Source organism: Pseudomonas sp. LAMO17WK12:I5 (assembly GCF_900215165.1).
Classification (GTDB): domain Bacteria; phylum Pseudomonadota; class Gammaproteobacteria; order Pseudomonadales; family Pseudomonadaceae; genus Aquipseudomonas; species Aquipseudomonas putida_A.
Map to the genome: position 1 here is coordinate 69479 of NZ_OBDS01000004.1, position 23936 is coordinate 93414.

Genomic DNA, 23936 nt, shown 5'->3' on the forward strand with positions numbered 1-23936 from the left:
ATGCTGGATAGACTGTTAGCCCTGCTTGTTCTGGCGCTCGTCCTCGGCGTGCCGCTGGGGTTGATCTTCCTGGTCACCGGGCAATTCCTGATGGACTTCGTGTTCTTCTACCCGTTGTTCATGTCCGGGCTGTGGATTGCCGGCGGCCTGTATTTCTGGCTGCACTGGGAACGCCACTGGCCATGGAAGGACGACACTTTGCCGCCGCCACTGGAAGGCGAGCCGCTGATCTCGATCCTGATCCCTTGCTACAACGAAGGCGAAAACGCTGCCGACACGATTCACGCGGCGCTGGCCCAGCACTACCCGAACATCGAAGTCATCGCGATCAACGACGGCTCCAAGGACAACACCGCCGAAGTGCTCGACCGGCTCGCCCAGGAAGACCCACGCCTGCGGGTGCTGCATCTGGCAGAAAACCAGGGCAAGGCTGTGGCCCTGCGCATGGGTGCGATTGCTGCGCGCAGCGAATATCTGGTGTGCATCGACGGTGACGCGCTGCTGGCGCCGAACACGGCGGCCTATCTGGTGGCGCCGATGCTCGACAACGCGCGGCTTGGCGCAGTGACCGGCAACCCGCGCATCCGCACACGTTCGACCTTGGTCGGGCGGGTGCAGGTCGGCGAGTTCTCGTCGATCATCGGTCTGATCAAGCGTACGCAACGGGTGTTCGGGCGGATCTTCACCGTGTCCGGGGTGATCGTCGCGTTCCGTCGTACCGCGTTGAACCGGGTCGGCTACTGGAGCCCGGACATGATCACCGAAGACATCGACATCAGCTGGAAGCTGCAACTCGATCACTGGAGCATCTTCTACGAGCCGCGCGCGCTGTGCTGGATCCTCATGCCGGAAACCCTGCGCGGTCTGTGGAAGCAGCGCCTGCGCTGGGCCCAAGGCGGTGCCGAGGTGCTGTTCAAGAACATTCGCGGCATCTGGCAGTACCGCCATCGTTATCTGTGGCCGCTGCTGTTCGAATACTGCCTGTCAACCGGTTGGGCCTTCACCTTCCTGCTGTCGGTGATTTTCTGGGGTGTTGGCAAGTTTGTGGTCATGCCGGAATCGATTGCGGTGCATCACCTGATGCCCCCGGCGTTCACCGGCCTGTTGCTGGCGTTCGTCTGCCTGGTGCAATTCGCGGTCAGCATCATCATCGACCGGCGCTATGAACCGGGTCTGGGCCGAACCATGTTCTGGGTGGTCTGGTATCCGATCGCGTTCTGGCTGGTAAGCCTGCTAACCACCTTGGTCAGTTTCCCCAAAGTGCTGTTTGGTCAGCATCAGAAGCGTGCACGCTGGGTCAGCCCTGACCGCGGCATCAAGCCGGTTGGCGACGACGAAGAGGAGGTCATCAAATGAAAATCATCCGGACCCGCCAGCGGCCCTTCCTGGTGGTGGTCGACGTGGTCCTCACCGTGCTGGCCTGGGTCGGCCTGCTGTTTCTGCTGATTCGCGGACTGTGGCCGTTGATCGAGACCCACGCCGGTGGGCCACGCATCGACAACTCGGCGTTCGAGGCCCTGGGTACGTTGCAGATCTACCTGTGGGTGGCGCTGGTCAACGCAGTGATCCTGATTGGTTGGGCGCGTTATCAACAGCGCAAAAGCAGAAGCTTCGCCCAGCGTCGCTTGCCGGCACCGGTGGTCGATGATGAAGGGCTGAGCAAGAGCTTCCGCCTGTGCGATGACCGCCTGGAGAAGCTGCGCACACCCGGGGTGATGACCATCCACAACGATCAGGAAGGTGATATCAGCCATGTGGTGCTGAACTTTCGTCCACTGGCACCGACGGAATTGCCGCCACCGCTGGCGCCGCTGGAACATCCACGGGTGATCTTTCTGCACGCCGAGGATGATGACAATCGCGACCCGGTGAATCGCCCCACCTGAACAACGACTCCCCTGTAGGAGCTGCCGAAGGCTGCGATCTTTTGATTTTTAAAATCAAGATCAAAAGATCGCAGCCTTCGGCAGCTCCTATATTGTTCAGCATTCAGCAGCGAATCAGTTCCCACGCGTCTTCCATCGTCAGCGGCTGTTTCATCCGCTCGGCCAACATCGCCATGGCCCGTTCTTCCTCGCAAGCCACGGCGGCAACCACCACGCCGTTGTGGCCGAACAGGCCAATAAAGGGCGGATGCTCGGGCTCGCCTTTGAACTCGATTTCATCCCACTGGCTGGCGTGGCCCAGGTAGTCGTAGTTCCTGCCGAAGTGCCAGGTCCAGAAAAACGGCACATCCAGATAATGCTCATCGGCGCCCAACATGTTGGCGGCAGCGATGCGTGCGTGCTGCTGGGCCAGGCGCCAATGTTCGATGCGTTGCGGCTGGCCGCTCAGGGTGAACGTGGCGATATCGCCAATCGCCCATAGACCTTCGCAGACCCGCAGGCCGGCATCGACGCGCAGTGACTGGTCTTTCTCCCTTGGCAGCGAAGCGAACGCTTCTGTGGCCGGATGCACACCAACCCCCGCCAGCACCAGATCCGCCGAAACGCGCAAACCGTTGTCCAGCAGAACCGCCTCGACTTTGCCATCACCGGTGATTTCCCGGGCTTCGTGATCGGTGATGAATTTCACCCCGTGTTGTTCGTGGAGCGCGCGGATCGCCTTGCCCACCGCTTCGCCGAACTGCGCGGTAAACGGGATGGCGTGGCGGGCGATGACCGTGACGTCGAGGCCGAACTGACGCAGGGCCGAGGCGCATTCGAGGGCGATAAAGCTGTCGCCGATGATCAGCGCCCGCTGCTCGGGTTTGGCGGTGCGCATGATCTGTTCGGCCTGGGCTTTCGAGCGCAGGACGAACACCTGCGGCAGGTCGGCGCCGGGCAGTTGCAACGGATTAGGCTCGCCGCCGGTGGCGAGCACCGCGGCGTCGTAACCAAGGGTCTGGCCATCCTTCAAATGCAGGGTTTTCGTTGTTGCGTCGAGGGCCGAAATTTCGCCTTGCCGGCGTTCGATGCGCTGCTCCTTATAAAAGCTTTCATCGCGCAGCGGCGGGTTTTCCTGCGCCGACATCTCGCCGGCGAGGACGAATTTGCTCAGCACCGTGCGGTCGTAACCGGCGTCCGCTTCGCGGTCGATCATGACGATCCGGCCGCCGAAACCTTTTTCCCGCAGAGCTGCCGCACATGCCGTGCCCGCTGCACCTGCGCCGACAATCACAAAGGTGCGTGAATCATCGGCCGGAGGCGTGTGCGCATCCGGCAGCGGTTGATCATCGACCCAGACCTCATCGCCACGTAACTCCAGCGGATAACGCTTGAGGCTGTCGAGGGCCGGTGGCTCGCACAACGCGCCGTCTTCGACGCGAAATGCGGCTTTGTGCCAAGGACAGATCAGGCGTCCGTTGCACAGCGCGCCGTCAGCCAGTGGCGCCCCGGCATGTGGGCATTCGCCCTGAAATGCGCGCAGTTGGCCATTGGCGTGGAGCAGGACAATCTTGCGGTCGCCGATTTCGACTTGCAGGCCACGGTCTTCGGGGACATCGGCGACACGGGCGACACGGTGCAGGCTCATGTTCGTGCTCCTGACAGGCATTTCTCTTACGAGTTTGCGCCGCAGTGCGAGGTTCAGCCAATTGCCACTGCCAAGGTACGAACGGTACAGCTATAGTTTGCAGGCCGACGAAGGCCCAACTGCACAAGGTGCTCCCGGAATGACCCGATTGACCTCTCTCAACCCTTGGCTGGCGGCTGTCGCCGTCGCCCTTTGCGTGCAGTTTCCGGCGCAGGCGGCCGAGCGCTTTACCCTCGACATCCCCGGTGTCTCGGACAATCGCCTGTTCACCTCGGCCGCCGCGAGCGATGCGGCCGGTTGCGGTGGCAAGAACCAGTCCCCGGCACTGGCCTGGAACGCCGGGCCTGCCGGCACTCTGAGCTACGCGATCGTCATGCACGACCCGGACGGTCAGAAAGGTGCTGGCGTCGATCACTGGATTCACTACGGCATCAAGGCCACCACCCGGCAGATCCCGGCCGGTGTCGGCGCCAAATCCGCTCTCGAAGGCTTGGGAGGTACCAACAGTAAAGGCACCACCCATTACATCGGGCCGTGCCCACCGGTTGGCGACAGCGCCCACCACTACATCATTCAGATTTACGCCCTGGATCTGGCCCCGGACGCCTTGCCCGCCGGCCTGACCCGCGCCGAACTGATGGACAAAATCAAAGGCCACGTACTGCGAAACAGCAGCGTGGTACGGCGTTATCACCGCTGAAAAAATTTTCAGCGGCGTTTAACCCGATCTGAAAGGGCTGCCCGTCTCAGTGGATGAATGGATCACTTTCATCCCGAGGTCAGCCCCCATGTCCCGCTCCCTGCCTTTTCTGCGACCCGTTGCCGTCGGTGTATTGTTGACCGTCGCCGGTTGCGGCGTGTCTTCCAATCCCGAATCGGCTGCCGTTCCGGCGCCAGCCCAGCCACAGGCATCGATTGAGCATGAAGCGCTCGCTGCCGACAGTGTGCTGCCCAAACGCAGCGCACGTGCGATGTCGATTGCCAGTTTCGCGGCGATGCCCGCCCAGGAAAGTTATCCACAAGGCTATCGCGACGAGCAGCGCGAGCAGTATCAGGCGCTGGCCGACAACCCGATCCACAGCGTGGACGAGGCTCCGGTCTCGACCTTCAGCGCTGACGTCGATACGGGCGCCTACGCCAATGTCCGGCGTTTGCTCAATCAAGGGCGTTTACCACCTGAAGGCGCGGTGCGACTGGAAGAGATGGTCAATTACTTTCCCTACAACTATGCGCTGCCCAGCGATGGTTCGCCCTTCGGCGTAACCACCGAACTGGCCGCCACGCCATGGAATCCGCACACCCGCCTGCTGCGCATCGGCATCAAGGCCTCTGACCGGGCTGTGGCGGAACTGGCTCCGGCGAATCTGGTGTTTCTGGTGGATGTGTCCGGCTCGATGGATCGCCGCGAAGGGCTGCCACTGGTCAAAAGCACATTGAAACTGCTGGTCGATCAGTTGCGCGAGGAGGATCGGGTGTCGCTGGTGGTGTATGCCGGCGAATCCCGCGTGGTGCTGCAGCCGACTTCCGGACGCGACAAGGCGAAAATTCGCACAGCCATCGAGCAATTGACCGCAAGCGGTTCAACCGCTGGCGCGTCGGGCATCGAACTGGCCTATCAAATGGCGCAGCAGGCGTTCATTCCCAAAGGCATCAACCGCATCCTGTTGGCCACCGACGGTGACTTCAACGTCGGCGTCAGCGACTTCGACAGCCTCAAGCAAATGGCTGTGGATAAACGCAAAACCGGGATATCCCTGACCACCCTGGGTTTCGGTGTGGATAACTACAATGAACACGTGATGGAGCAACTGGCCGACGCCGGCGACGGCAACTACGCCTACATCGACAACCTGCGCGAGGCGCGCAAAGTGCTGGTGGATCAACTCGGTTCGACCCTGGCGGTGGTGGCAAAAAACGTCAAATTGCAGGTGGAATTCAACCCGGCGCAGGTCAGTGAATATCGCCTGCTTGGCTACGAAAACCGCACCTTGAAGCGTGAGGATTTCAGCAATGACAAAGTCGATGCCGGTGAAGTAGGCGCAGGACACACCGTGACCGCGCTGTATGAAATTGTTCCGGCAGGTGAGCAGGGCTGGCTGGAACCGCTGCGCTACGGTAAATCGGAGAAGGTGGTTGCTGCGAAGGATGGAGAATTGGCGATGCTGCGTGTGCGTTATCAACAGCCTGAAGGTGGGAAAAGTCTGCTGATCGAGCGGCCGATTGCCAATAAGGTCGCACCGGCCAGCGAGGACCTGCGTTTCGCGGCGGCGGTGGCGGCGTTTTCCCAGCAGCTCAAGGACGCTCGCTACGCTGGCGACTTCGGCCTGAAAGACACCGAAGCACTGGCCCGTGGCGCTCGCGGCGACGACCGCTTCGGCTTGCGCAACGAGTTCGTGCAACTGGTGGAACTGGCGCAGAGCCTGCGCAGCTCAACCGCATCGAATACGCTGCCCACTGAGCGACGGATTGAATAGTGAGTCGTCTGAAAGGCTTCATCAGTCAGCTGTTTGCTTCACCAGACAGCCCGGCCGCCGGCAGCGATGAAACCCTGCTGGCGCGTTATCGCGAGGGCGACGGCGCGGCGTTCGAGATCTTGTACGCCCGCCATCGTCAGGGTTTGTATCGGTTTCTGCTTGGATTGAGCGGCAAACCGGAACTGGCTGACGAAGTGTTTCAGGACACCTGGCTGAGCCTGATCCGCAGCACGAGTCAGCCACAGGGACGGGCGACGTTTCGTACATGGCTGTTCCAGATTGCGCGCAATCGGCTGATCGATTACTGGCGCAAACACGGCGCACATCAGCCGCTGCACGACAGCTACGACGAACAGCTGCATGCGATTGGCGACGAGACCAATGATCCCGAACAATTACTGAACCTCAGCCGCGACAGCCAGCGCTTGGAAAGCGCTCTGCAAACCTTGCCTGCCGATCAGCGCGAAGTATTCCTGCTGCGTGCCCACGGCGACCTCGACCTGGCACAAATCGCCAGCCTCACCGAAACACCGCTGGAAACCGTCAAGAGCCGCTTGCGCTACGCCCAGCAAAAACTGCGTCGGCTGCTGGCCGAGGAGGTACTGACATGACTGACGCCCGCCAGACACCCGAAGATCCCGTGATCAAACATGTGCGCCAACAGCACAACGTTGAACCGCCGGCGCACCTTGATGCGTTCATCCTCAATGCTGCTAACCGCGAAACCCCGGTGCCCAAGCCAAGCCTGTGGCAACGCTGGCTGAAGGCCTGTCAGAAACTGCGCTGGCAGGTCGCCTTCGCCAGCCTGGTCGGTGTGGCACTGATGCTGTCGCTGGTGCCACACACGCCGGAACCACAACCGCAATTCGACTTCGCCCCGGCGGCCAAACCGGCCGCGCCATTGGCGCGCAAACAAGCCCCGGAAGCGCAATCACTGGCCGCTCCGCCCGCTGCGGCCATGTCCGCGCCGGCACCGATGATGGAAATGGCCGAGCCGATGCAAAGCGACGCGATCAGCGCCGACGAAGCCAGACTCAGCAAACGCGCCGCCCCCCCGGCCAACGGCCTGGATGAGCAACTGCGCGAAGTCCTGCGCCTGCGCGACTCCGGCCAGTCGCAAGCCGCTGACGCGCTATACAACAACCTGCACAAACGCTACCCCGGCGTGGACCTCGACCGGCGACTCGAAAAAATCCGCCAGAACTGACCGCTTGTTCACCCAGCCATTTGGCATTGCCCGGCAAAAACGCGCACTATCGGGCCATGGCTGAAGCGCTGGAGAACAAAGTGGCAGCAAAAATCGACCGCATCGCCCAACTCCTCAACTGCCCGCAGAAGGGCGAGGAGATGCGGCGCGCGATTACCGAGGCGCGCAAGGAGTTTCTGCTGAACCAGTCGGAAGAAGACGTCGTGGAAGAAGACGAGGTTTTTGAGGAGGTTGGGGAAGAAGAGGAAGACGACGATTACGATGAGTTTGACTGGACGACGGAGTGACCGTCGTTGCATGAAACACCGCGCCCACAAAAAAGCCCCGGACCATCACAGTCCGGGGCTTTCTCGTTTCAATTCATGGCGCACCAGGCGGGATTCGAACCCACGACCCCTGCCTTCGGAGGGCAGTACTCTATCCAGCTGAGCTACTGGTGCAGCGGGCGACATCATACCTAGGTCGGCTCGGGGCGTCCATGCCGGGTTTTGGCGGGTTTTGTCAGTGCGCGTGTCGGTGTGAAACGCTGCATTCCTTAAAGCTGTAACGTCCTGCAAAACCCTCGCTTGGCGCTTTTTCCTGGCTGATCTATGGTTTGGCTGCGGCCGGGGCTTTTTGCTCGTTGATCTGAAAAAACCAGCAAACGCTGGGATTTTGTTCTTTTTTTCGAACGACCTATTGTCCTTTACCCCCTTTGCTCCTACGATCCGTTTGAGATTTCAAACGCTCTTTGACGGGGTGTGGATGCGCAGATGCTGTGAATAACGCACGATCGCTGCGCCTCACCCGGTAGATGATTTCCCTGACGGCAGCCTTGCGAGGCGCCTTTCTACAATCATAATTTTGCTCCGCGCAGGCCGCGGTGCTGTTAAGGAAAGCCGACATGCAGCTTAAAGATACCCAGTTGTTCCGCCAGCAAGCCTTCATTGATGGCGCTTGGGTCGATGCGGACAACGGTCAGACGATCAAGGTCAACAACCCGGCCACCGGCGAAATTCTCGGCACCGTGCCGAAAATGGGCGCCGCCGAAACCCGCCGTGCCATCGAAGCCGCTGACAAAGCGCTGCCGGCCTGGCGTGCACTGACCGCCAAGGAGCGTGCAGGCAAGCTGCGTCGCTGGTTCGAACTGATGATCGAGAACCAGGACGACCTCGCGCGTCTGATGACCCTCGAGCAGGGCAAGCCGCTGGCCGAAGCCAAGGGCGAAATCGTTTACGCCGCTTCGTTCATCGAGTGGTTCGCCGAAGAAGCCAAGCGCATCTACGGCGACGTGATCCCGGGCCACCAGCCGGACAAGCGCCTGATCGTGATCAAGCAGCCGATCGGTGTGACTGCAGCGATCACCCCGTGGAACTTCCCGGCGGCGATGATCACCCGTAAAGCCGGCCCTGCGCTGGCCGCCGGTTGCACCATGGTGCTCAAGCCTGCGTCGCAAACCCCATTCTCCGCCTTCGCACTGGCTGAACTGGCGCAGCGCGCCGGCATCCCTAAAGGTGTGTTCAGCGTGGTCTCCGGCAGCGCCGGCGACATCGGCAGCGAACTGACCAGCAACCCGATCGTGCGCAAGCTGTCCTTCACCGGCTCGACCGAAATCGGCCGTCAGCTGATGTCCGAATGCGCCAAGGACATCAAGAAAGTCTCGCTGGAACTGGGCGGCAACGCGCCGTTCATCGTGTTCGACGACGCGGACCTGGATAAGGCCGTCGAAGGCGCGATCATTTCCAAATACCGCAACAATGGCCAGACCTGCGTCTGCGCCAACCGTCTGTACATTCAGGATTCGGTCTACGACGCGTTCGCCGAGAAGCTGAAAGTGGCGGTGGCCAAGCTGAAGATCGGCAACGGTCTGGAAGAAGGCACCACCACTGGCCCGCTGATCGACGAAAAAGCCGTGGCCAAGGTGCAAGAGCATATCGCTGACGCCGTGGCCAAAGGCGCCACCGTGCTGGCCGGTGGCAAGCCGATGGAAGGCAACTTCTTCGAGCCAACCATCCTGACCAACGTGCCGAAAGACGCGGCTGTCGCCAAGGAAGAAACCTTCGGCCCGCTGGCGCCGCTGTTCCGCTTCAAAGACGAAGCCGAAGTGATCGCCATGTCCAACGACACCGAGTTCGGTCTGGCGTCGTACTTCTACGCTCGTGACCTCGGTCGTGTGTTCCGCGTGGCGGAAGCGCTGGAATATGGCATGGTCGGCGTCAACACCGGGCTGATCTCCAACGAAGTCGCGCCGTTTGGCGGCATCAAGGCCTCGGGCCTGGGCCGTGAGGGCTCCAAGTACGGCATCGAAGATTACCTGGAAATCAAATACCTCTGCCTTGGCATCTAAGCCTCGGTAGAAGATCGCTGTAAACGCAAAGGGCACGAGAGCGCTGTCCCTTTGCGTCGTTTCAAACCGGAATTTTCTCTGCGGCCGGGAACGCCGTGGCAGTCGATCATCGCATGCTGCCACCGCCGATTCCTCCCGCTTAATCCTTGAACCACGCCGCCCGATGAGCGGTGAATGAGGACTGTAATGAGCAAGACTAACGCTGAACTGATGGCCCGTCGTACCGCAGCTGTTCCACGTGGTGTTGGCCAGATTCACCCGATCTTCGCTGAGTCGGCGAAGAACGCTACCGTGACTGACGTTGAAGGTCGTGAATTCATCGACTTCGCCGGCGGTATCGCTGTGCTGAACACCGGCCACGTGCACCCGAAAATCATCGCCGCCGTGACCGAACAGCTGAACAAGCTGACCCACACCTGCTTCCAGGTACTGGCCTACGAGCCGTACGTTGAGCTGTGCGAAAAGATCAACGCCAAGGTGCCAGGTGATTTCGCCAAGAAAACCCTGCTGGTGACCACCGGTTCCGAAGCCGTGGAAAACGCCGTGAAAATCGCCCGTGCCGCCACTGGCCGCGCTGGCGTGATCGCCTTCACCGGTGCCTACCACGGTCGCACCATGATGACCCTGGGCCTGACCGGTAAGGTCGTGCCTTACTCGGCCGGCATGGGCCTGATGCCAGGCGGCATCTTCCGCGCGCTGTACCCGAACGAACTGCACGGTGTGAGCATCGACGACTCGATCGCTTCCATCGAACGCATCTTCAAGAACGACGCCGAGCCGAAAGACATCGCCGCGATCATCATCGAGCCTGTGCAGGGTGAAGGTGGTTTCTACGTCGCGCCGAAAGAATTCATGAAGCGTCTGCGTGCCCTGTGCGACCAGCACGGCATCCTGCTGATCGCTGACGAAGTGCAGACCGGCGCTGGCCGTACCGGCACCTTCTTCGCCATGGAACAGATGGGCGTTGCTGCCGATCTGACCACCTTCGCCAAATCCATCGCTGGCGGCTTCCCGCTGGCCGGTGTCTGCGGCAAAGCCGAATACATGGACGCCATCGCTCCGGGCGGCCTGGGTGGCACCTACGCCGGTAGCCCGATCGCTTGCGCTGCGGCGCTGGCCGTAATGGAAGTGTTCGAAGAAGAGCAACTGCTGGATCGCTGCAAGGCTGTCGGCGAGCGTCTGGTAACCGGTCTGAAGGCCATCCAGGCCAAGTACCCGGTGATCGGTGAAGTGCGTGCGCTGGGCGCGATGATCGCGGTCGAGCTGTTCGAAAACGGCGACAGCCACAAGCCAAACCCGACCGCCGTTGCGGCTGTGGTGGCCAAGGCGCGCGACAAGGGCCTGATCCTGCTGTCCTGCGGCACCTACGGCAACGTGCTGCGCGTTCTCGTACCGCTGACCTCGCCGGACGAGCAACTGGACAAAGGCCTGGCGATCATCGAAGAGTGCTTCTCGGAGCTGTAATTCCGGGCACTGTGTGATCTGATCGAGAAAAACCCGCTTCGGCGGGTTTTTTTATGCCTCGGAAACCCTTTTGCGCTGTATCGATAGGCCAGCATTGGCTAAGGTTCAGGCATTGCAAGGGAGAGCGCGCATGACCGCCGTTGATTTACCCGCCGTACCCCGAGTGCTGATTGCCGAGGCCGATCCGTGGTCTCGTGACCTGCTTAAACAAGTGTTGCTCAACGTGCGCTGTGATGCGCGGCTGGACTTGTGTGCCGATGGCCAGCAAGCCATGTCGTTACTCAGCGAAGTGCCTTATGACCTGGCCATTGTCGATTGGGAGTTGCCCGGTATCGATGGCTTGAGCGTGCTGCGCAGCGTGCGCCAGCGCAAACGCAATCCGCCGCTGCCGTTCATTCTGATGAGCAGTCGCAACGACAGCGCCAGCGTGCGCGAAGCCATCCCGTTGGCGCCGACGGCCTATCTGACCAAACCGCTGAACATGGAAAGTCTGACCGAGCGGCTGCAGGGTTTGCTGCTGAATGCGGGTGAAGAGGTGTTCTGCGAAGTGCCGACGCTGGCGCCGGGCATGACCTTGTCGGTGTTCCTTGAGCGGCGTCGCGAGCAGGCCGACGGCGCGCCATTGATGACCGATGTGCAAGTGGCGGTCAAACGCAGCCTCAACCCCAATGGCCTCGACCTGAAGCTTCTGGAAGAAGAGATCCGCACCGATCCGCAGATCACCGCCGTACTGATCGCCGCCGCCAACAGCGCGGCGCAGCACCATGGCGCAGCGGTACAGACCCTCGGGCAGGCGCTGCATCGGCTCGGCACGGGGCAGAGCATGAACCTGATCCTCGGCCTGGCGCTCAAACGCAGCGCCAAGCTCAGTGACCCATGCCTGGCGGACTACGCCGAGCGCTACTGGGGGCTGTCGCTGCACACGGCGGAATACGCGCGTACGCTGGCGCGCCTGCTCGATCTGGATCAGGAACGTTGCTACTGCGCGGGCATGCTGCATCGTCTCGGTGACCTGGCGTTGCTGCGTTGTTTGCAGGAGTGGAAGCAGGCTGGCGGCGAGCTGGATGAGTGGGAGGAGGTCGGTGACGCGCTGGCGGAGTTTGGCGCGGCCTACGGTTCGGCGCTGCGTACACGCTGGCGCCTGCCGCTGGAGCTGCGCGAGTTGATTGCGTCGGTCTACCAGCTCGGTGGCGGGGTCTATTCCCGGGAAGCGTTGGTGATGAACATGGCGGCGCAGATGGCCCGTCTGACCGAGCATGAGGGCATTGAGGAGCTGGCCAGGAGTCGTACGGCGCGGCTGCTGAAGATCGGGCTGCCGGAATTGATGCGGATGCGTAAGTAATCTGACTTTTCACAAAACCCTGTGGGAGCGGGCTTGCTCGCGAAGGCGGTGTATCAGCCAACATAAATGCTGAATGACCTACCACCTTCGCGAGCAAGTCCGCTCCCACATTAGATATTTGGGTGGCTGAAATTCTGGATCAGGCAGAAATGATCCGATTCTTGCCCTGCCGTTTTGCCTCGTACATGGCCGCATCCGCTCTGGCGAACAGGCTCTCGAGACTGTCGTCGCCATCCCTGAGGCTGGTCAGGCCCTGGCTGACGGTGATGCCGAATGTCTGCCCCTCGTGGTTGAAACTCAGGCGCTGAATCTCCTGCTGCAGCCGCTCGGCCACTTGCAGCGCCATGTCCGGTGCGCAACCGGGAAACACCGCAGCGAACTCCTCGCCGCCAATGCGCCCGAACAGATCGCCCCGGCGTAACGAGGCGCGCCCGCATTCGGCGATGCGCTGCAGCACGTTGTCACCCGCCGGGTGGCCGTAACTGTCGTTGATCTGCTTGAAGTCATCGATGTCCAGCAGCAGAAAGGCTAGAGGTGCACCTTGCAGGCGTGCCTCTTCGAACTCGCGGTTGGCGCATTCGAAGAAATGGCGGCGGTTGCTGCTCTGGGTCAGCACGTCGGTGGTCGCCAGGCGATGCAGCTCGGTTTCCATGTGCTTCTTGTCGGTGATGTCTTCGGCGATGCCGACGATGATCACCGGTTGCCCGGGTTCGTCCTGACGGTTGATGAAGCACTTGTCGCTGAGCCAGCGGACCTGACCGTCGGCGGCGATGATCCGGTACTCGCGGTCTTCCACCGCGCCCTTGTGCAGCACTTCGGCAAGACTGCGTTCGGCGTAATCCAGGTCGTCGGGGTAGATGCTGTCGCGCCACTGGTTGTAGTCGGCCAGCAACAGGCCTGCGGAGCGACCGAAAATCCGCTCGTAGGCAGGGCTGACATACAGCACCTGACGGGTTTCCCAATTGAACGCCCAGAGCACCGCGTTGACGCTCACCAGTAATGAACTGAACAGTTGTTCGCGCTCGCTCAGCCGGGCGACTTCGCCTTGAGCGTGCATCAGCGCCATCAGGGTTTGCGCGGCCTCGGGCCACTGCGCAAGGGATGAGTCTTTTTGATTGTTGTTGACCATCGGCACGTTTCTCAAAAGGTGTGCCGCAATTTCGACAACGGCCACAGTACAGCCCGCCGGGGTGGCGAAGTGTCTTTGAGATAGGGCTTTCGGTGCTAAGTTCCGCGCTTTTGTAGAGAGGAAGCCTGCTCCCGCCGGGCGGTAGAAATGACGCGTTTCAGCAATGAGAACGCGTCGACAAATTTGCGGTAGCTGCGCTACCGATCGGGGATGAATCCCCTCGCCACAGGGGATTCGTTCATGGCGGTCAGGCTGCGGCGGGGCGCAGCGAGTAGGTTTTCAGCTGGTCGGCGAATTCACGCAGGGACTGGATGCCGCTGGCTTCAGCCTCGTGCACCCATTCCTTGATGGCGGCGAGCATGTCGTGGCCATTGGCGCTGGTCTTGACCCAGATCTGCTGCAGGGCCAGACGTTTCTCGTAAATGACCTTCAGCGCCTGGCTGTGCTCGAGCATGTTCTGGATGCGCAAGTGATGACGGTCTTCCAGCAGGCTGGTTTCCCGCGACAGCAGGCGCTTGGCCCGATGGAATTGATGGCGTACCGAATGATCGACCTTGTCCAGCTCCTGCTTGACCAGCGGGCCGATCACCAATTTGCGGTACTGGGCCATGATCTGGAAGCGGTTGTTGAGGATCGCCATGGCGGTGTCCATGTCCAGATGGCCCTTGCCTTCGACGCGGTGGGCGATCGGTGCCACACGCTGCACCTTGGCCAGCCTGAAGAAGCTGAAGACCTTGATCCACGCCCAGCCGAGGTCGAACTCCCACTTCTTCACCGACAGCTTGGCCGAGTTGGGGTAGGTGTGATGGTTGTTGTGCAGTTCTTCGCCGCCGATCAGGATGCCCCACGGCACCAGATTGGTCGCCGCGTCGCGGCATTCGAAGTTGCGGTAGCCGATGGCGTGACCCAGACCGTTGACCACGCCGGCAGCCCAGACCGGGATCCACATCATCTGGATCGCCCAGATGGTGATGCCGATGGTGCCGAACAGCAGCAGGTCGATGACGCCCATGATCGCCACGCCCAGCAACGGGTAGCGGCTGTAGAGGTTGCGCTCGATCCAGTCTTCGGGGCAGTTTTTGCCGTAGATGCGCAGGGTCTCCGGGTTCTCGGCTTCGGCGCGATACAGCTCGGCGCCTTTGCGCAGCACGGTGGACAGACCCTTGATGACCGGGCTGTGCGGATCATCTTCGGTTTCGCATTTGGCGTGGTGTTTGCGGTGGATGGCAGTCCACTCGCGGGTGTTCTGCGCCGTGGTCAGCCACAGCCAGAAACGGAAAAAGTGTTTCAGGCCGGCATTCAGCTCGAGCGAGCGATGGGCCGAGTAACGGTGCAGATAGACCGTGACGGCGACAATTGTCACGTGGGTCATCAGCAGGGTGACCGCGACCAGAGACCAGGCCGACAAGCCAAGAAAACCTTCGTACCACATAGGCTATAGGGCCCTCGATAAAGATAAAAACAGCCGTTGCATTATCACCAAGCACACAGATAAAACCAGTCGCCCTTTCAGATAAGAGTCTCTGGATGTTTCTTGACCTATAATTCCAACCTTTTTTGTAGGGACATGGACAGCCGAATGCCTGCCACTTACCGCGATGCCTTGCGTGCAGCGCTGCTTTACCTGTTGCTTGCCGTGGTCTGGCTGCAGGGAACTGGTTACTTATTGAACAGTTTCTTTGATGAGTCTGTCGATCTGCAGCGATGGCAACTGATCAACGGTTACGTCTGGGCTGCCGTCAGCGCTGGCCTGATTTTCCTGGCACGGGCCAGATTGTGCGAATTTCTCGGCATTGGTGCGCGGCTACGCGAGCGTCAGTCTGACCGTGAACGCTTGCGTCAGGCGGCAGCCGTGTTCGATTGCACCCGCGAAGGGGTGCTGGTCACCAACCGTCAGGGCCTGATCGTGCACGTCAACCGTGCGTTCATGGAAATCACCGGCTACCAGTACGACGAAGTTCTCGGCCATCAGCCAAGCCTGTTCAAGTCCGGCCACCATCCGCCGGGCTTTTACCAGGCGATGTTCGCCACGCTGGAGAGCGAGGGCGAATGGAGCGGTGAGATCTGGAACCGACGCAAGAGCGGCGAGATTTATCCACAGTGGCAGACCATCCGCGTGATTCACGATGATCAGGGCCGGCTCAGCCACTACGTGGCGGTGTTTTCCGACATCAGTGCGATCAAGGACTCCGAACACGAACTCAAGCACCTTGCCCACCACGATCCGCTGACCGACCTGCCGAATCGCCTGTTGTTCAGCGACCGCGCCGAGCAGGCGCTGGCCTCGGCGCAGATCCACAAGCGTGGCTGCGCCCTGCTGATGATCGATCTGGATCACTTCAAGATGATCAACGACAGCCTCGGGCACAACGTCGGCGATCGCCTGCTCAAAGCGGTGGCGGCGCGCCTGCAGGACCTGTTCGGCCCCGGAATCACCCTGGCACGGCTCGGCGGTGACGAATTCGCGGTGCTGGCGGAAAGTTGTCCACAACTGGTTCAGGCAGCGGCGCTGGCCCAGCGCATTCTCGATGCGCTGAAGGAGCCGTTCAGCATCGAGCGGCATCAGCTGTTCATCAACGCCAGTATCGGTATCAGCCTGTTCCCCAGTGATGCATTGAGTGCCGATCAATTGCTGCGCAATGCCGACGCCGCGCTGTTCAAGGCCAAGAGCAGCGGACGCAACGGTTACGCGTTGTACACCGAAGAACTGACCGCGCATGCGCAGCAACGGGTGGAGATCGCCTTCGAGCTACGCCGCGCGCTGGAGCAACAGGAGCTGCGGGTCTATTACCAACCGGTTCACGATTTGCGCAGCAGTCGCCTGATCGGCGTCGAAGCGCTGGTGCGCTGGCAGCACCCACAGCGGGGGTTGGTGTCGCCGGCGGAATTCATTCCGATTGCCGAACGCACCGGGCTGATTGCCGAGATCGACGCCTGGGTGATGCGCCAGGCGTGTTCGCAGATGTGTCAATGGCAGCAGGCCGGGATTGTGTTGTCGTTTGTCGCGGTGAATGTGTCGTCGCGCCTGTTTGCCCGGCGTGAGCTGTATCAGCAGGTGGCGCAGGTGCTGCACGAGACCGGGCTGGATCCGGCGTATCTGGAGCTGGAAGTCACCGAAAGCGCGGTGATGGATGACCCGGAAGTGGCGCTGGAGCAGATGCATCGCTTGCGTGAATTGGGCATTCGCTTGGCCATCGATGACTTTGGCACTGGGTACTCGTCGTTGTTGCGGCTCAAGCGCTTGCCGGTGCAGAAGCTCAAGATCGATCAGGGTTTTGTCGCCGGTCTGCCGTGGGACGAGGACGACGCAGCCATCGTTCGCGTGATCGTCGCCCTGGCTCGCAGCATGGGCATGCAGGTGCATGCCGAAGGCATCGAGCAGGCCGAGCAGGCGGCGTTTCTGCTGGAGCAGGAATGTGATCTGGGGCAGGGGTACTGGTTTGGGCGGCCGGTGTCGGCGGGGGAGATTGATTGGGCGAAAGCCCCTGTTATCGGTTAACAGTCCTGTCATGGCTGACACAAAAACCTGTGGTGAGGGGATTCATCCCCGATGGGTCGCGCAGCGGCCCTGAAAAACAGGGACTGCTACGCAGTCCATCGGGGATGAATCCCTCACTACAAGGTTTCATACAGGCTTCAAACTCGTTGAACACCGCGCAAACCCTTGCCCCGTCAGATAATGTTTTCTAGTTATATAAACATTCTTAAATAGTCTTTTTAAGAATATCTGCGCCTCTCTTATATTGCTCCCACGCCGAACGCAGTGCCGCCCACTGCCAGGCACATCCCATTCAAAGGAGCAGCACCATGAGCGCATCCCTTCGCAGCGTTGACGGTCAGGACGAAACCACCATCTTGCGTGAAATCCAGAGCGCCCTGCGCGATCTGCGGTTTGGCGCGGTGGAGATCACTGTGCACAACGCCCAGGTCGTGCAGATCGAACGCAAAGAGAAATTCCGTTTGCAGCAGCCGGGTAACAAGCCGAGCTGAAAAAGATCGCAGCCTGCGCCAGCTTTTGCAGGGGGCTGTGCGCAAGCGCTGGCGCAGGCGGCGATCTTTGAATGAGCAACCCGATTCCAGCAACACATAAGAAAAAGCCACCACCAAGAATTCCAGGAGCTTTCACCATGTCGTCGATTCGCCGTTACGCTTTGGCCGCTCTGGCCAGTGCTGTGTTTGCCGGTTCCGCGGTTGCCAAGGATTACGAACTGCTCAATGTGTCGTACGACCCGACGCGCGAGCTGTATCAGGACTACAACGCCGAATTCATCAAGTTCTGGCAGAAGGATCATGCCGGCGACACCGTGAAAATCCAGCAGTCCCACGGTGGTTCGGGCAAGCAGGGCCGGGCGGTGATCGACGGTCTGCGCGCCGACGTCGTGACCCTGGCACTGGCCGGCGACATCGACGAAATCGCCAAGCTCGGCAAGACCCTGCCGGCCGACTGGCAGAAGCGTCTGCCGGACGCCAGCACCCCGTACACCTCGACCATCGTGTTCCTGGTGCGCAAGGGCAACCCGAAAGGCATCAAGGACTGGGGCGACCTGGTCAAGAACGACGTCTCGGTGATCACCCCGAACCCGAAAACCTCCGGCGGTGCGCGCTGGAACTTCCTCGCCGCGTGGGCCTATGGCCTGAAAGCCAACGGCGGCAGCGAAGAAAAAGCCAAAGAATACGTACAGACCCTGTTCAAGCACGTTCCCGTGCTGGACACCGGCGCCCGTGGCTCGACCATCACCTTCGTCAACAACGGTCAGGGTGACGTATTGCTGGCCTGGGAAAACGAAGCGTTCCTGGCACTGAAAGAAGATGGCGGCGCCGACAAGTTCGACATCGTTGTGCCTTCGCTGTCGATCCTTGCCGAGCCACCGGTGGCGGTGGTCGACAAGAATGCCGAGAAAAAGGGCAACGAACAGATTGCCGAAGCTTACTTGAAGCACCTGTACAGCCCGGCCGGTCAGGAGATCGCCGCGAAGAACTTCTACCGTCCACGCGACAAGGACGTGGCGGCGAAGTACGCCCAGCAGTTCCCGAAACTGGAACTGGTGACCATCGACAAGGACTTCGGCGGCTGGAAATCCGCACAACCGAAGTTCTTCAACGACGGTGGCGTGTTCGACCAGATCTATCAGGCGCAGTAATCTCACTCGAAACGAGCCTGAAGTTCAGGCACAAAACATGTGGGAGCGAGCCTGCTCGCGAAGGCGGTATTTCAGGCGACAGGGATGTTGACTGATACTCCCTCTTCGCGAGCAAGCCCGCTCCCACATTGATGCGTTTTCAACCAAGGACTTTTATGTCGCGTCGTATCTCCCCCGTCATACCCGGCTTCGGGCTGACGCTGGGCTACACCTTGGTGTACCTCAGCCTGATTGTGCTTATCCCGCTGGCGGCGATGTTCGTCCACGCCGCCCAACTCACCTGGGATCAGTTCTGGACGATCATCACCGCGCCACGCGTGCTGGCAGCGTTGAAGCTGAGCTTCGGCACCGCGCTGTGTGCGGCGATCATCAACGGCATCATCGGTACGCTATTGGCCTGGGTGCTGGTGCGCTACACCTTCCCCGGGCGCAAGGTGATCGACGCGATGATCGACCTGCCGTTCGCCCTGCCGACGGCGGTGGCCGGTATCGCCCTGACCGCGCTGTACACCCCGACCGGTCTGGTCGGCCAGTTTGCCGCCGACCTCGGTTTCAAGATCGCCTACACCCCGTTGGGCATCACCCTCGCCCTGACTTTCGTGACCCTGCCGTTCGTGGTGCGCACGGTGCAGCCGGTACTGGCTGACATTCCCCGTGAAGTCGAAGAGGCCGCTGCCTGCCTCGGTGCGAAACCTTTGCAGGTGTTCCGCCATATCCTCTTGCCAGCGCTGTTGCCCGCCTGGCTGACCGGTTTTGCCCTGGCGTTCGCCCGCGGTGTCGGTGAGTACGGCTCGGTGATTTTCATCGCCGGCAACATGCCGATGAAAACCGAGATCCTGCCGCTGCTGATCATGGTCAAACTCGACCAGTACGATTACACCGGTGCCACTTCCATCGGCGTGCTGATGCTGGTGGTTTCCTTCGTCCTGTTGCTGCTGATCAACTTGCTGCAGCGGCGCATCGAAACCCCATAAGGAGGCGCGAACCATGTCCCAATCGTCTATTGCGGCCGCGTCCTCGGCCAACGCTGCACGCCGTGGCAGCGCTACTTCGCGGCGCGTGCTGATCGGTCTCGGCTGGCTGATCTTTTTCCTGTTTCTGGTACTGCCGCTGTTCATCGTGGTCTCGCAGGGTCTGAAGAACGGCCTCGGCGCATTCTTCACGGCGATCTTCGAACCGGACGCCTTGTCGGCACTGAAACTCACGGTGATCGCCGTGCTGATTTCGGTGCCGCTGAACCTGGTGTTCGGCGTCAGCGCTGCGTGGTGCGTGAGCAAATATTCGTTCCGCGGCAAGAGCATGCTGGTGACGCTGATCGACCTGCCGTTCTCGGTGTCGCCGGTGATCGCAGGTCTGGTCTACGTGCTGATGTTCGGCGCTCAGGGCCTGTTCGGGCCGTGGCTGCAGGATCACGACATCCAGATCGTCTTCGCCCTGCCGGGCATCGTGCTGGCGACGATCTTCGTCACCGTGCCGTTCGTGGCCCGTGAGCTGATCCCGCTGATGCAGGAACAAGGCACGCAGGAAGAAGAAGCCGCGCGGCTGCTCGGCGCTAATGGCTGGCAGATGTTCTGGCATGTCACCGTCCCCAACATCAAGTGGGGGCTGATCTATGGCGTGGTGCTGTGTACCGCGCGGGCCATGGGTGAGTTCGGTGCGGTGTCGGTGGTTTCCGGGCACATTCGCGGGGTGACCAACACCTTGCCGCTGCACGTTGAGATCCTCTACAACGAATACAACCACGTGGCCGCGTTCGCTGTGGCGAGCCTGTTGCTGATCCTGGCGCTCTTCATCCTGCTGCTCAAGCAGTGGAGCGAAAACCGTATCAACCGCCTGCGCGCCAGCGCCGCGGAGGAATAATTCATGTCGATCGAAGTGCGTAACGTCAGCAAGAATTTCAATGCGTTCAAGGCGCTGGACAACATCAGCCTGGACATTCACAGCGGTGAACTGGTGGCGCTGCTTGGCCCGTCCGGTTGTGGCAAGACCACGCTGCTGCGGATCATCGCCGGCCTGGAAACCCCGGATCAGGGCAACATCGTGTTTCACGGCGAAGACGTCTCCGGCCACGACGTGCGTGATCGCAACGTCGGTTTCGTGTTCCAGCACTACGCGCTGTTCCGGCACATGACGGTATTCGACAACGTCGCGTTCGGCCTGCGCATGAAACCGAAAAACCAGCGCCCGAGTGAAAGCCAGATCGCGACCAAGGTCCACGAACTGCTGAACATGGTGCAGCTGGACTGGTTGTCGGATCGCTACCCGGAACAACTGTCCGGTGGTCAGCGTCAGCGTATCGCCCTCGCGCGCGCGTTGGCGGTTGAACCGAAGGTGCTGCTGCTCGACGAGCCGTTCGGCGCTCTCGACGCCAAGGTGCGTAAAGAACTGCGCCGCTGGCTCGCACGCCTGCACGAAGACATCAACCTGACCTCGGTGTTCGTGACCCACGACCAGGAAGAAGCGATGGAAGTCGCCGACCGCATCGTGGTGATGAACAAGGGCGTGATCGAGCAGATCGGCTCACCGGGCGACGTCTACGAAAACCCGGCCAGCGATTTCGTTTATCACTTCCTCGGCGACTCGAACCGCTTGCTGCTCAGCGACGACAACCATGTGCTGTTCCGTCCGCACGAAGTGTCGTTGTCCAAGCATGAACTGGAAGATCACCACGCCGCGGAAGTGCGCGATATTCGCCCGTTGGGTGCGACCACGCGGGTGACGTTGAAGGTGGAAGGGCAGACCGATCTGATCGAGGCCGAAGTGGTGAAGGATCACGACAGCCTGATCGGACTGGCCAAGGGTGAAACGCTGTTCTTCAAGCCGAAGGTCTGGCAGAAAGTCGCCAGTCTTTAAGATCAAAAGCTTCGCGAGCAGGCTCGCTCCCACAGGGAAATACATTCCAAATGTGGGAGCGAGCCTGCTCGCGAATGCGATCTACACAGCCGCACGATTCGGATTGACCCGCACCACCCCCGCCCGCGCCTCGATCTGCTCTTTCAACTCATGCCGCATGCCGAGCAGGAACGCCACTTCGGCCACGACAAACAGCGGCCCGACAATCAGCCCGCTCACGTCATCGACGAACGCCGGTTTGCGCCCCTCGTAGTGGTGCCCGACAAACTGGATCACCCAGCCGATCACAAACATCGCCAGCCCGCTGCTCAGCCAGACCATGGTGCTCTGCTGCGCCAGCGTGTGCCCGGCCCAGACCGACAGCCCCATCAACAGCGTCATCAGCACGCCCAGCTTCAGTTCCAGGCGCAGGTAGAACCACGCCGACGCCAGCGCCAGCAGCACCGCCGGAGAGATCCACAAGCCGCCCAGTGACCATTCTGGTCGCGACAGCAACACCGCCACCGCCACCACGATCAGCGGAATGCCGATAAAGTGGCTGGCGATGTTGCGCGGGTCGCGGTGGTAGGCGGCGTATTGACTGAGATGGTCGACGAGGCTTTTCATTGTTGTTCCTCCTGTAGGGTGCGTGCAGCATGCCTCGGGTTCGGCGTTCGCTCTGTCAGGCAGGCGACAATTGGGAGTGATCATGGATAAGCGTTCACGGCTGCTGACCGGGCAATGGTTCAGTCATCTGCCGGCATCCTTTCAGGATAGTCTGTTGGCGGCGGCCCGGGAGCGGCGGCTGACGGCGGGGCAGCGCCTGTTCCAGCGCGGTGATCCGCCCTGCGGCCTGTACGCGGTGCTCGACGGCGCGATCCGAATCGGCGCGGTGAGCGAGCAGGGCAAGGAGGCGTTGCTGAGCCTGGTGGAGGCGCCGCACTGGTTCGGCGAAATCTGCCTGTTCGACGGCCAGCCACGCACTCATGATGCGTATGCGGTCGGGCCGTGCAGCCTGCTGAATATCCCGCAGGCCACGCTGCTGAAAATCCTCGACGAACAGCCGGTGTACTGGCGCCATCTGGCATTGCTGATGAGCCACAAACTGCGCCTGACCTTTATCAATCTCGAACAGTTGAGCCTGCTGCCGGCCCCGGCACGCCTGGCGCATCGCTTGCTGATGATCGCCGAGGGCTACGGTGAAATCGATGCGCCACGCCGGGTGCTGCAACTGCCGCAGGAGCAGCTGGCGTCGATGCTGTCGCTGTCACGGCAGACCACCAACCAGATCCTCAAGGATCTGCAGGGGCAGGGGATTATCGGGTTGGGGTATGGCGAGATCGAGATTCTCGATGCCGAGCGATTGCGCGCGCTGGCCACAATTTGACGGGCACCTGAGATCCCCTGTGGGAGCGAGCCTGCTCGCGAAAGCGGTGGGTCATTCAACGGTGATGTCGAGTGAACCGACGCCTTCGCGAGCAGGCTCGCTCCCACATTTTTGATCTGTGTTGATTCAGGAGCCGCGATAGGTCGAGAAACCATAAGGGCTGAGCAGCAACGGGATGTGGTAGTGCTGGTCAGTCTGCTTCACTTGGAAAATCACCGGAATCTCCGGGAAAAACGTCTCGCGCTTGTTCTTCTCGAAATACTCGCCGGTCTTGAACACCACCCGGTATTCGCCTGCCTCGAAAGGCTGTTTGGCCGGGAACAGTTCGGCGATGCGTCCCTGCTCGTTGGTGGTGCCTTGGGCCAGTGGCTGCCAGTTCTGGCCGACGTGTTTTTCCAGGGTCACGTTGACGCCCGGCGAGGGCAGGCCGTTTTCCAGGTTGAGCACGTGCACGCTCAGCGGGTTGCCGGCGGCCAGCGCCAGGCTGGAGAAGGCACTCAGGCCGAGTGCAGCGAAGGTCATGCGCAGGGTGGTCATGGTCAGTCTCCTTAGTGGGAACGGGTAATGGTCAGGCCGGCCTTTTCGGCGGCCTTGATGGCACAGCTTTCGTCTTGCTCGCCGCCGCCGGAACCGGCCACGCCCATGGCGCCGACCAGTTCATCAGCGGCGAACAACGGAATCCCGCCGCCGAGCAACAGCAGCTCATCGAGGGTGTTGAGGTTGGCGGTCTCCGGATTACTGCGGGCGCGTTCGGCGAACAGCCGGGTCGGGGTTTTCGTCGACAGCGCGGTGTAGGCCTTGCGCTGGCTGGCAGCGGTGTTGTGCGGGCCGACGCCGTCGCCGCGCAGGGTCACCAGCAAGTTGCCGCCACGGTCGAGCACCGATACCGTGGCGGTGCAATTGCTCAGCGCCGTGTCGGCCAGCAGGCGTGCGGTTTTCAGATCGAGGTCAGCGTGGCGCGGCAGTTCAGGGGCGGCGAAAACACTGACGCTGAGGCCGAGGGCAAGGCTGGCTGCAAGGTATTTGACGGTCATGGACAGGCTCCAAAAACGAAGGACATCACCTTAGCCGCCGCTCTTCGTCAGAACCCCGTCAGTCGGATTACAAGTTTGTAATGGGCA

At 61.0% G+C, this 23936-nt stretch carries 23 protein-coding genes and 1 tRNA gene; 17 read left to right on the forward strand and 7 right to left on the reverse strand.

All coding sequences use genetic code 11. The features are described from left to right. Together pgaC and pgaD are read left to right on the forward strand one after the other, a co-directional pair. Nucleotides 1-1356, forward strand: a complete 1356-nt coding sequence (gene pgaC / locus CRO59_RS08070) for a poly-beta-1,6-N-acetyl-D-glucosamine synthase (RefSeq protein WP_007961454.1) — start codon at nt 1-3, stop codon at nt 1354-1356. Continuing rightward, entirely contained in the window at nt 1353-1886 is a 534-nt protein-coding gene (gene pgaD / locus CRO59_RS08075) for a poly-beta-1,6-N-acetyl-D-glucosamine biosynthesis protein PgaD (RefSeq protein ID WP_097086804.1), read from the forward strand. Before pgaC ends, pgaD begins: the two co-directional genes overlap by 4 nt. A gap of 103 nt (nt 1887-1989) precedes the next feature. Here the strand turns inward: pgaD and CRO59_RS08080 are convergent, their stop codons facing one another. Next, nucleotides 1990-3513 carry an FAD-dependent oxidoreductase gene (locus CRO59_RS08080; protein WP_097086806.1) on the reverse strand — a complete coding sequence of 508 codons (1524 nt, stop codon included), beginning with the start codon at nt 3511-3513 and terminating at the stop codon, nt 1990-1992. A gap of 139 nt (nt 3514-3652) precedes the next feature. On the opposite strand from CRO59_RS08080, the gene CRO59_RS08085 reads away from it, so the two are divergent. The 5 genes from CRO59_RS08085 to CRO59_RS08105 all read left to right on the forward strand — a co-directional run bounded on the left by CRO59_RS08085 (nt 3653) and on the right by CRO59_RS08105 (nt 7481). Continuing rightward, on the forward strand, nt 3653-4213 hold the full coding sequence (locus CRO59_RS08085; protein WP_097086808.1) for a YbhB/YbcL family Raf kinase inhibitor-like protein: 561 nt from the start codon (nt 3653-3655) through the stop codon (nt 4211-4213). Between the two features lie 88 nt (nt 4214-4301). Further along, complete coding sequence (locus tag CRO59_RS08090; RefSeq protein ID WP_097086809.1) at nt 4302-5987, forward strand: VWA domain-containing protein; 1686 nt, start codon at nt 4302-4304, stop codon at nt 5985-5987. Between the two features lie 29 nt (nt 5988-6016). Continuing rightward, complete coding sequence (locus CRO59_RS08095; protein WP_177408983.1) at nt 6017-6598, forward strand: RNA polymerase sigma factor; 582 nt, start codon at nt 6017-6019, stop codon at nt 6596-6598. After that, complete coding sequence (locus CRO59_RS08100) at nt 6595-7194, forward strand: hypothetical protein (protein WP_097086813.1); 600 nt, start codon at nt 6595-6597, stop codon at nt 7192-7194. Before CRO59_RS08095 ends, CRO59_RS08100 begins: the two co-directional genes overlap by 4 nt. A 56-nt stretch (nt 7195-7250) precedes the next feature. Further along, complete coding sequence (locus CRO59_RS08105; protein WP_007963505.1) at nt 7251-7481, forward strand: hypothetical protein; 231 nt, start codon at nt 7251-7253, stop codon at nt 7479-7481. A gap of 76 nt (nt 7482-7557) precedes the next feature. Here the strand turns inward: CRO59_RS08105 and CRO59_RS08110 are convergent. Next, nucleotides 7558-7634, reverse strand: a tRNA-Arg gene (locus CRO59_RS08110). A 443-nt stretch (nt 7635-8077) separates the two neighbouring features. On the opposite strand from CRO59_RS08110, the gene gabD reads away from it, so the two are divergent. The 3 genes from gabD to CRO59_RS08125 all read left to right on the forward strand — a co-directional run bounded on the left by gabD (nt 8078) and on the right by CRO59_RS08125 (nt 12326). Beyond that, nucleotides 8078-9520, forward strand: coding sequence for an NADP-dependent succinate-semialdehyde dehydrogenase (gene gabD, locus CRO59_RS08115; protein WP_007963502.1), 1443 nt, complete (start codon nt 8078-8080; stop codon nt 9518-9520). A gap of 186 nt (nt 9521-9706) precedes the next feature. Then, nucleotides 9707-10984: a 4-aminobutyrate--2-oxoglutarate transaminase gene (gabT, locus tag CRO59_RS08120; protein ID WP_003220503.1), complete on the forward strand. Its 1278-nt coding sequence runs from the start codon at nt 9707-9709 to the stop codon at nt 10982-10984. Between the two features lie 130 nt (nt 10985-11114). After that, nucleotides 11115-12326, forward strand: a complete 1212-nt coding sequence (locus CRO59_RS08125; RefSeq protein WP_097086815.1) for a response regulator — start codon at nt 11115-11117, stop codon at nt 12324-12326. Nucleotides 12327-12465: 139 nt separating this feature from the next. Here the strand turns inward: CRO59_RS08125 and CRO59_RS08130 are convergent, their stop codons facing one another. Continuing rightward, a complete protein-coding gene (locus CRO59_RS08130; RefSeq protein WP_097086817.1) occupies nt 12466-13455 on the reverse strand; it encodes a sensor domain-containing diguanylate cyclase in 990 nt (329 codons plus the stop codon). A gap of 247 nt (nt 13456-13702) precedes the next feature. Further along, nucleotides 13703-14887, reverse strand: coding sequence for a delta-9 fatty acid desaturase DesA (gene desA / locus CRO59_RS08135; protein ID WP_095137852.1), 1185 nt, complete (start codon nt 14885-14887; stop codon nt 13703-13705). Between the two features lie 147 nt (nt 14888-15034). Here desA and dibA point away from each other — a divergent pair, with 147 nt between their 5' ends. From dibA to CRO59_RS08165, 6 genes are all read left to right on the forward strand, one after another. Next, the gene (gene dibA / locus CRO59_RS08140) at nt 15035-16954 is read left to right on the forward strand and encodes a phosphodiesterase DibA (protein ID WP_097086819.1); all 1920 of its coding nucleotides are present in this window, start codon (nt 15035-15037) and stop codon (nt 16952-16954) included. A 308-nt stretch (nt 16955-17262) separates the two neighbouring features. Further along, nucleotides 17263-17445, forward strand: a complete 183-nt coding sequence (oscA, locus tag CRO59_RS08145; RefSeq protein ID WP_003220508.1) for a sulfur starvation response protein OscA — start codon at nt 17263-17265, stop codon at nt 17443-17445. Nucleotides 17446-17582: 137 nt separating this feature from the next. Then, nucleotides 17583-18596: a sulfate ABC transporter substrate-binding protein gene (locus tag CRO59_RS08150; RefSeq protein ID WP_027611146.1), complete on the forward strand. Its 1014-nt coding sequence runs from the start codon at nt 17583-17585 to the stop codon at nt 18594-18596. A 155-nt stretch (nt 18597-18751) separates the two neighbouring features. Next, complete coding sequence (gene cysT, locus CRO59_RS08155; RefSeq protein ID WP_027611147.1) at nt 18752-19570, forward strand: sulfate ABC transporter permease subunit CysT; 819 nt, start codon at nt 18752-18754, stop codon at nt 19568-19570. A 13-nt stretch (nt 19571-19583) separates the two neighbouring features. Beyond that, a complete protein-coding gene (cysW, locus tag CRO59_RS08160; RefSeq protein ID WP_003220512.1) occupies nt 19584-20456 on the forward strand; it encodes a sulfate ABC transporter permease subunit CysW in 873 nt (290 codons plus the stop codon). Between the two features lie 3 nt (nt 20457-20459). Then, nucleotides 20460-21449, forward strand: a complete 990-nt coding sequence (locus tag CRO59_RS08165; protein WP_003220514.1) for a sulfate/molybdate ABC transporter ATP-binding protein — start codon at nt 20460-20462, stop codon at nt 21447-21449. Nucleotides 21450-21530: 81 nt separating this feature from the next. Here CRO59_RS08165 and CRO59_RS08170 read toward each other — a convergent pair whose 3' ends face one another. After that, complete coding sequence (locus CRO59_RS08170; RefSeq protein ID WP_096796908.1) at nt 21531-22055, reverse strand: DUF962 domain-containing protein; 525 nt, start codon at nt 22053-22055, stop codon at nt 21531-21533. A gap of 82 nt (nt 22056-22137) precedes the next feature. Here CRO59_RS08170 and CRO59_RS08175 point away from each other — a divergent pair, with 82 nt between their 5' ends. After that, nucleotides 22138-22815 (forward strand): Crp/Fnr family transcriptional regulator, encoded by a 678-nt coding sequence (locus tag CRO59_RS08175; protein WP_097086821.1) that lies wholly within the window; start codon nt 22138-22140, stop codon nt 22813-22815. Nucleotides 22816-22941: 126 nt separating this feature from the next. Here CRO59_RS08175 and uraH read toward each other — a convergent pair whose 3' ends face one another. Both uraH and CRO59_RS08185 read right to left on the reverse strand, forming a co-directional pair. After that, on the reverse strand, nt 22942-23352 hold the full coding sequence (uraH, locus tag CRO59_RS08180) for a hydroxyisourate hydrolase (RefSeq protein ID WP_097086822.1): 411 nt from the start codon (nt 23350-23352) through the stop codon (nt 22942-22944). Between the two features lie 11 nt (nt 23353-23363). Beyond that, entirely contained in the window at nt 23364-23849 is a 486-nt protein-coding gene (locus CRO59_RS08185; protein WP_097086824.1) for a heme-binding protein, read from the reverse strand. Nucleotides 23850-23936 lie beyond the last annotated feature (87 nt).

Bases quoted from the DNA above. Each gene is read 5' to 3' on its own strand.
- pgaC (WP_007961454.1), top strand. From the start codon at position 1: ATGCTGGATAGACTGTTAGCCCTGCTTGTTCTGGCGCTCGTCCTCGGC.
- pgaD (WP_097086804.1), top strand. From the start codon at position 1,353: ATGAAAATCATCCGGACCCGCCAGCGGCCCTTCCTGGTGGTGGTCGAC.
- CRO59_RS08080 (WP_097086806.1), bottom strand. From the start codon at position 3,513: ATGAGCCTGCACCGTGTCGCCCGTGTCGCCGATGTCCCCGAAGACCGT.
- CRO59_RS08085 (WP_097086808.1), top strand. From the start codon at position 3,653: ATGACCCGATTGACCTCTCTCAACCCTTGGCTGGCGGCTGTCGCCGTC.
- CRO59_RS08090 (WP_097086809.1), top strand. From the start codon at position 4,302: ATGTCCCGCTCCCTGCCTTTTCTGCGACCCGTTGCCGTCGGTGTATTG.
- CRO59_RS08100 (WP_097086813.1), top strand. From the start codon at position 6,595: ATGACTGACGCCCGCCAGACACCCGAAGATCCCGTGATCAAACATGTG.
- CRO59_RS08105 (WP_007963505.1), top strand. From the start codon at position 7,251: ATGGCTGAAGCGCTGGAGAACAAAGTGGCAGCAAAAATCGACCGCATC.
- gabD (WP_007963502.1), top strand. From the start codon at position 8,078: ATGCAGCTTAAAGATACCCAGTTGTTCCGCCAGCAAGCCTTCATTGAT.
- gabT (WP_003220503.1), top strand. From the start codon at position 9,707: ATGAGCAAGACTAACGCTGAACTGATGGCCCGTCGTACCGCAGCTGTT.
- CRO59_RS08125 (WP_097086815.1), top strand. From the start codon at position 11,115: ATGACCGCCGTTGATTTACCCGCCGTACCCCGAGTGCTGATTGCCGAG.
- CRO59_RS08130 (WP_097086817.1), bottom strand. From the start codon at position 13,455: ATGGTCAACAACAATCAAAAAGACTCATCCCTTGCGCAGTGGCCCGAG.
- desA (WP_095137852.1), bottom strand. From the start codon at position 14,887: ATGTGGTACGAAGGTTTTCTTGGCTTGTCGGCCTGGTCTCTGGTCGCG.
- dibA (WP_097086819.1), top strand. From the start codon at position 15,035: ATGCCTGCCACTTACCGCGATGCCTTGCGTGCAGCGCTGCTTTACCTG.
- oscA (WP_003220508.1), top strand. From the start codon at position 17,263: ATGAGCGCATCCCTTCGCAGCGTTGACGGTCAGGACGAAACCACCATC.
- CRO59_RS08150 (WP_027611146.1), top strand. From the start codon at position 17,583: ATGTCGTCGATTCGCCGTTACGCTTTGGCCGCTCTGGCCAGTGCTGTG.
- cysT (WP_027611147.1), top strand. From the start codon at position 18,752: ATGTCGCGTCGTATCTCCCCCGTCATACCCGGCTTCGGGCTGACGCTG.
- cysW (WP_003220512.1), top strand. From the start codon at position 19,584: ATGTCCCAATCGTCTATTGCGGCCGCGTCCTCGGCCAACGCTGCACGC.
- CRO59_RS08165 (WP_003220514.1), top strand. From the start codon at position 20,460: ATGTCGATCGAAGTGCGTAACGTCAGCAAGAATTTCAATGCGTTCAAG.
- CRO59_RS08170 (WP_096796908.1), bottom strand. From the start codon at position 22,055: ATGAAAAGCCTCGTCGACCATCTCAGTCAATACGCCGCCTACCACCGC.
- CRO59_RS08175 (WP_097086821.1), top strand. From the start codon at position 22,138: ATGGATAAGCGTTCACGGCTGCTGACCGGGCAATGGTTCAGTCATCTG.
- uraH (WP_097086822.1), bottom strand. From the start codon at position 23,352: ATGACCACCCTGCGCATGACCTTCGCTGCACTCGGCCTGAGTGCCTTC.
- CRO59_RS08185 (WP_097086824.1), bottom strand. From the start codon at position 23,849: ATGACCGTCAAATACCTTGCAGCCAGCCTTGCCCTCGGCCTCAGCGTC.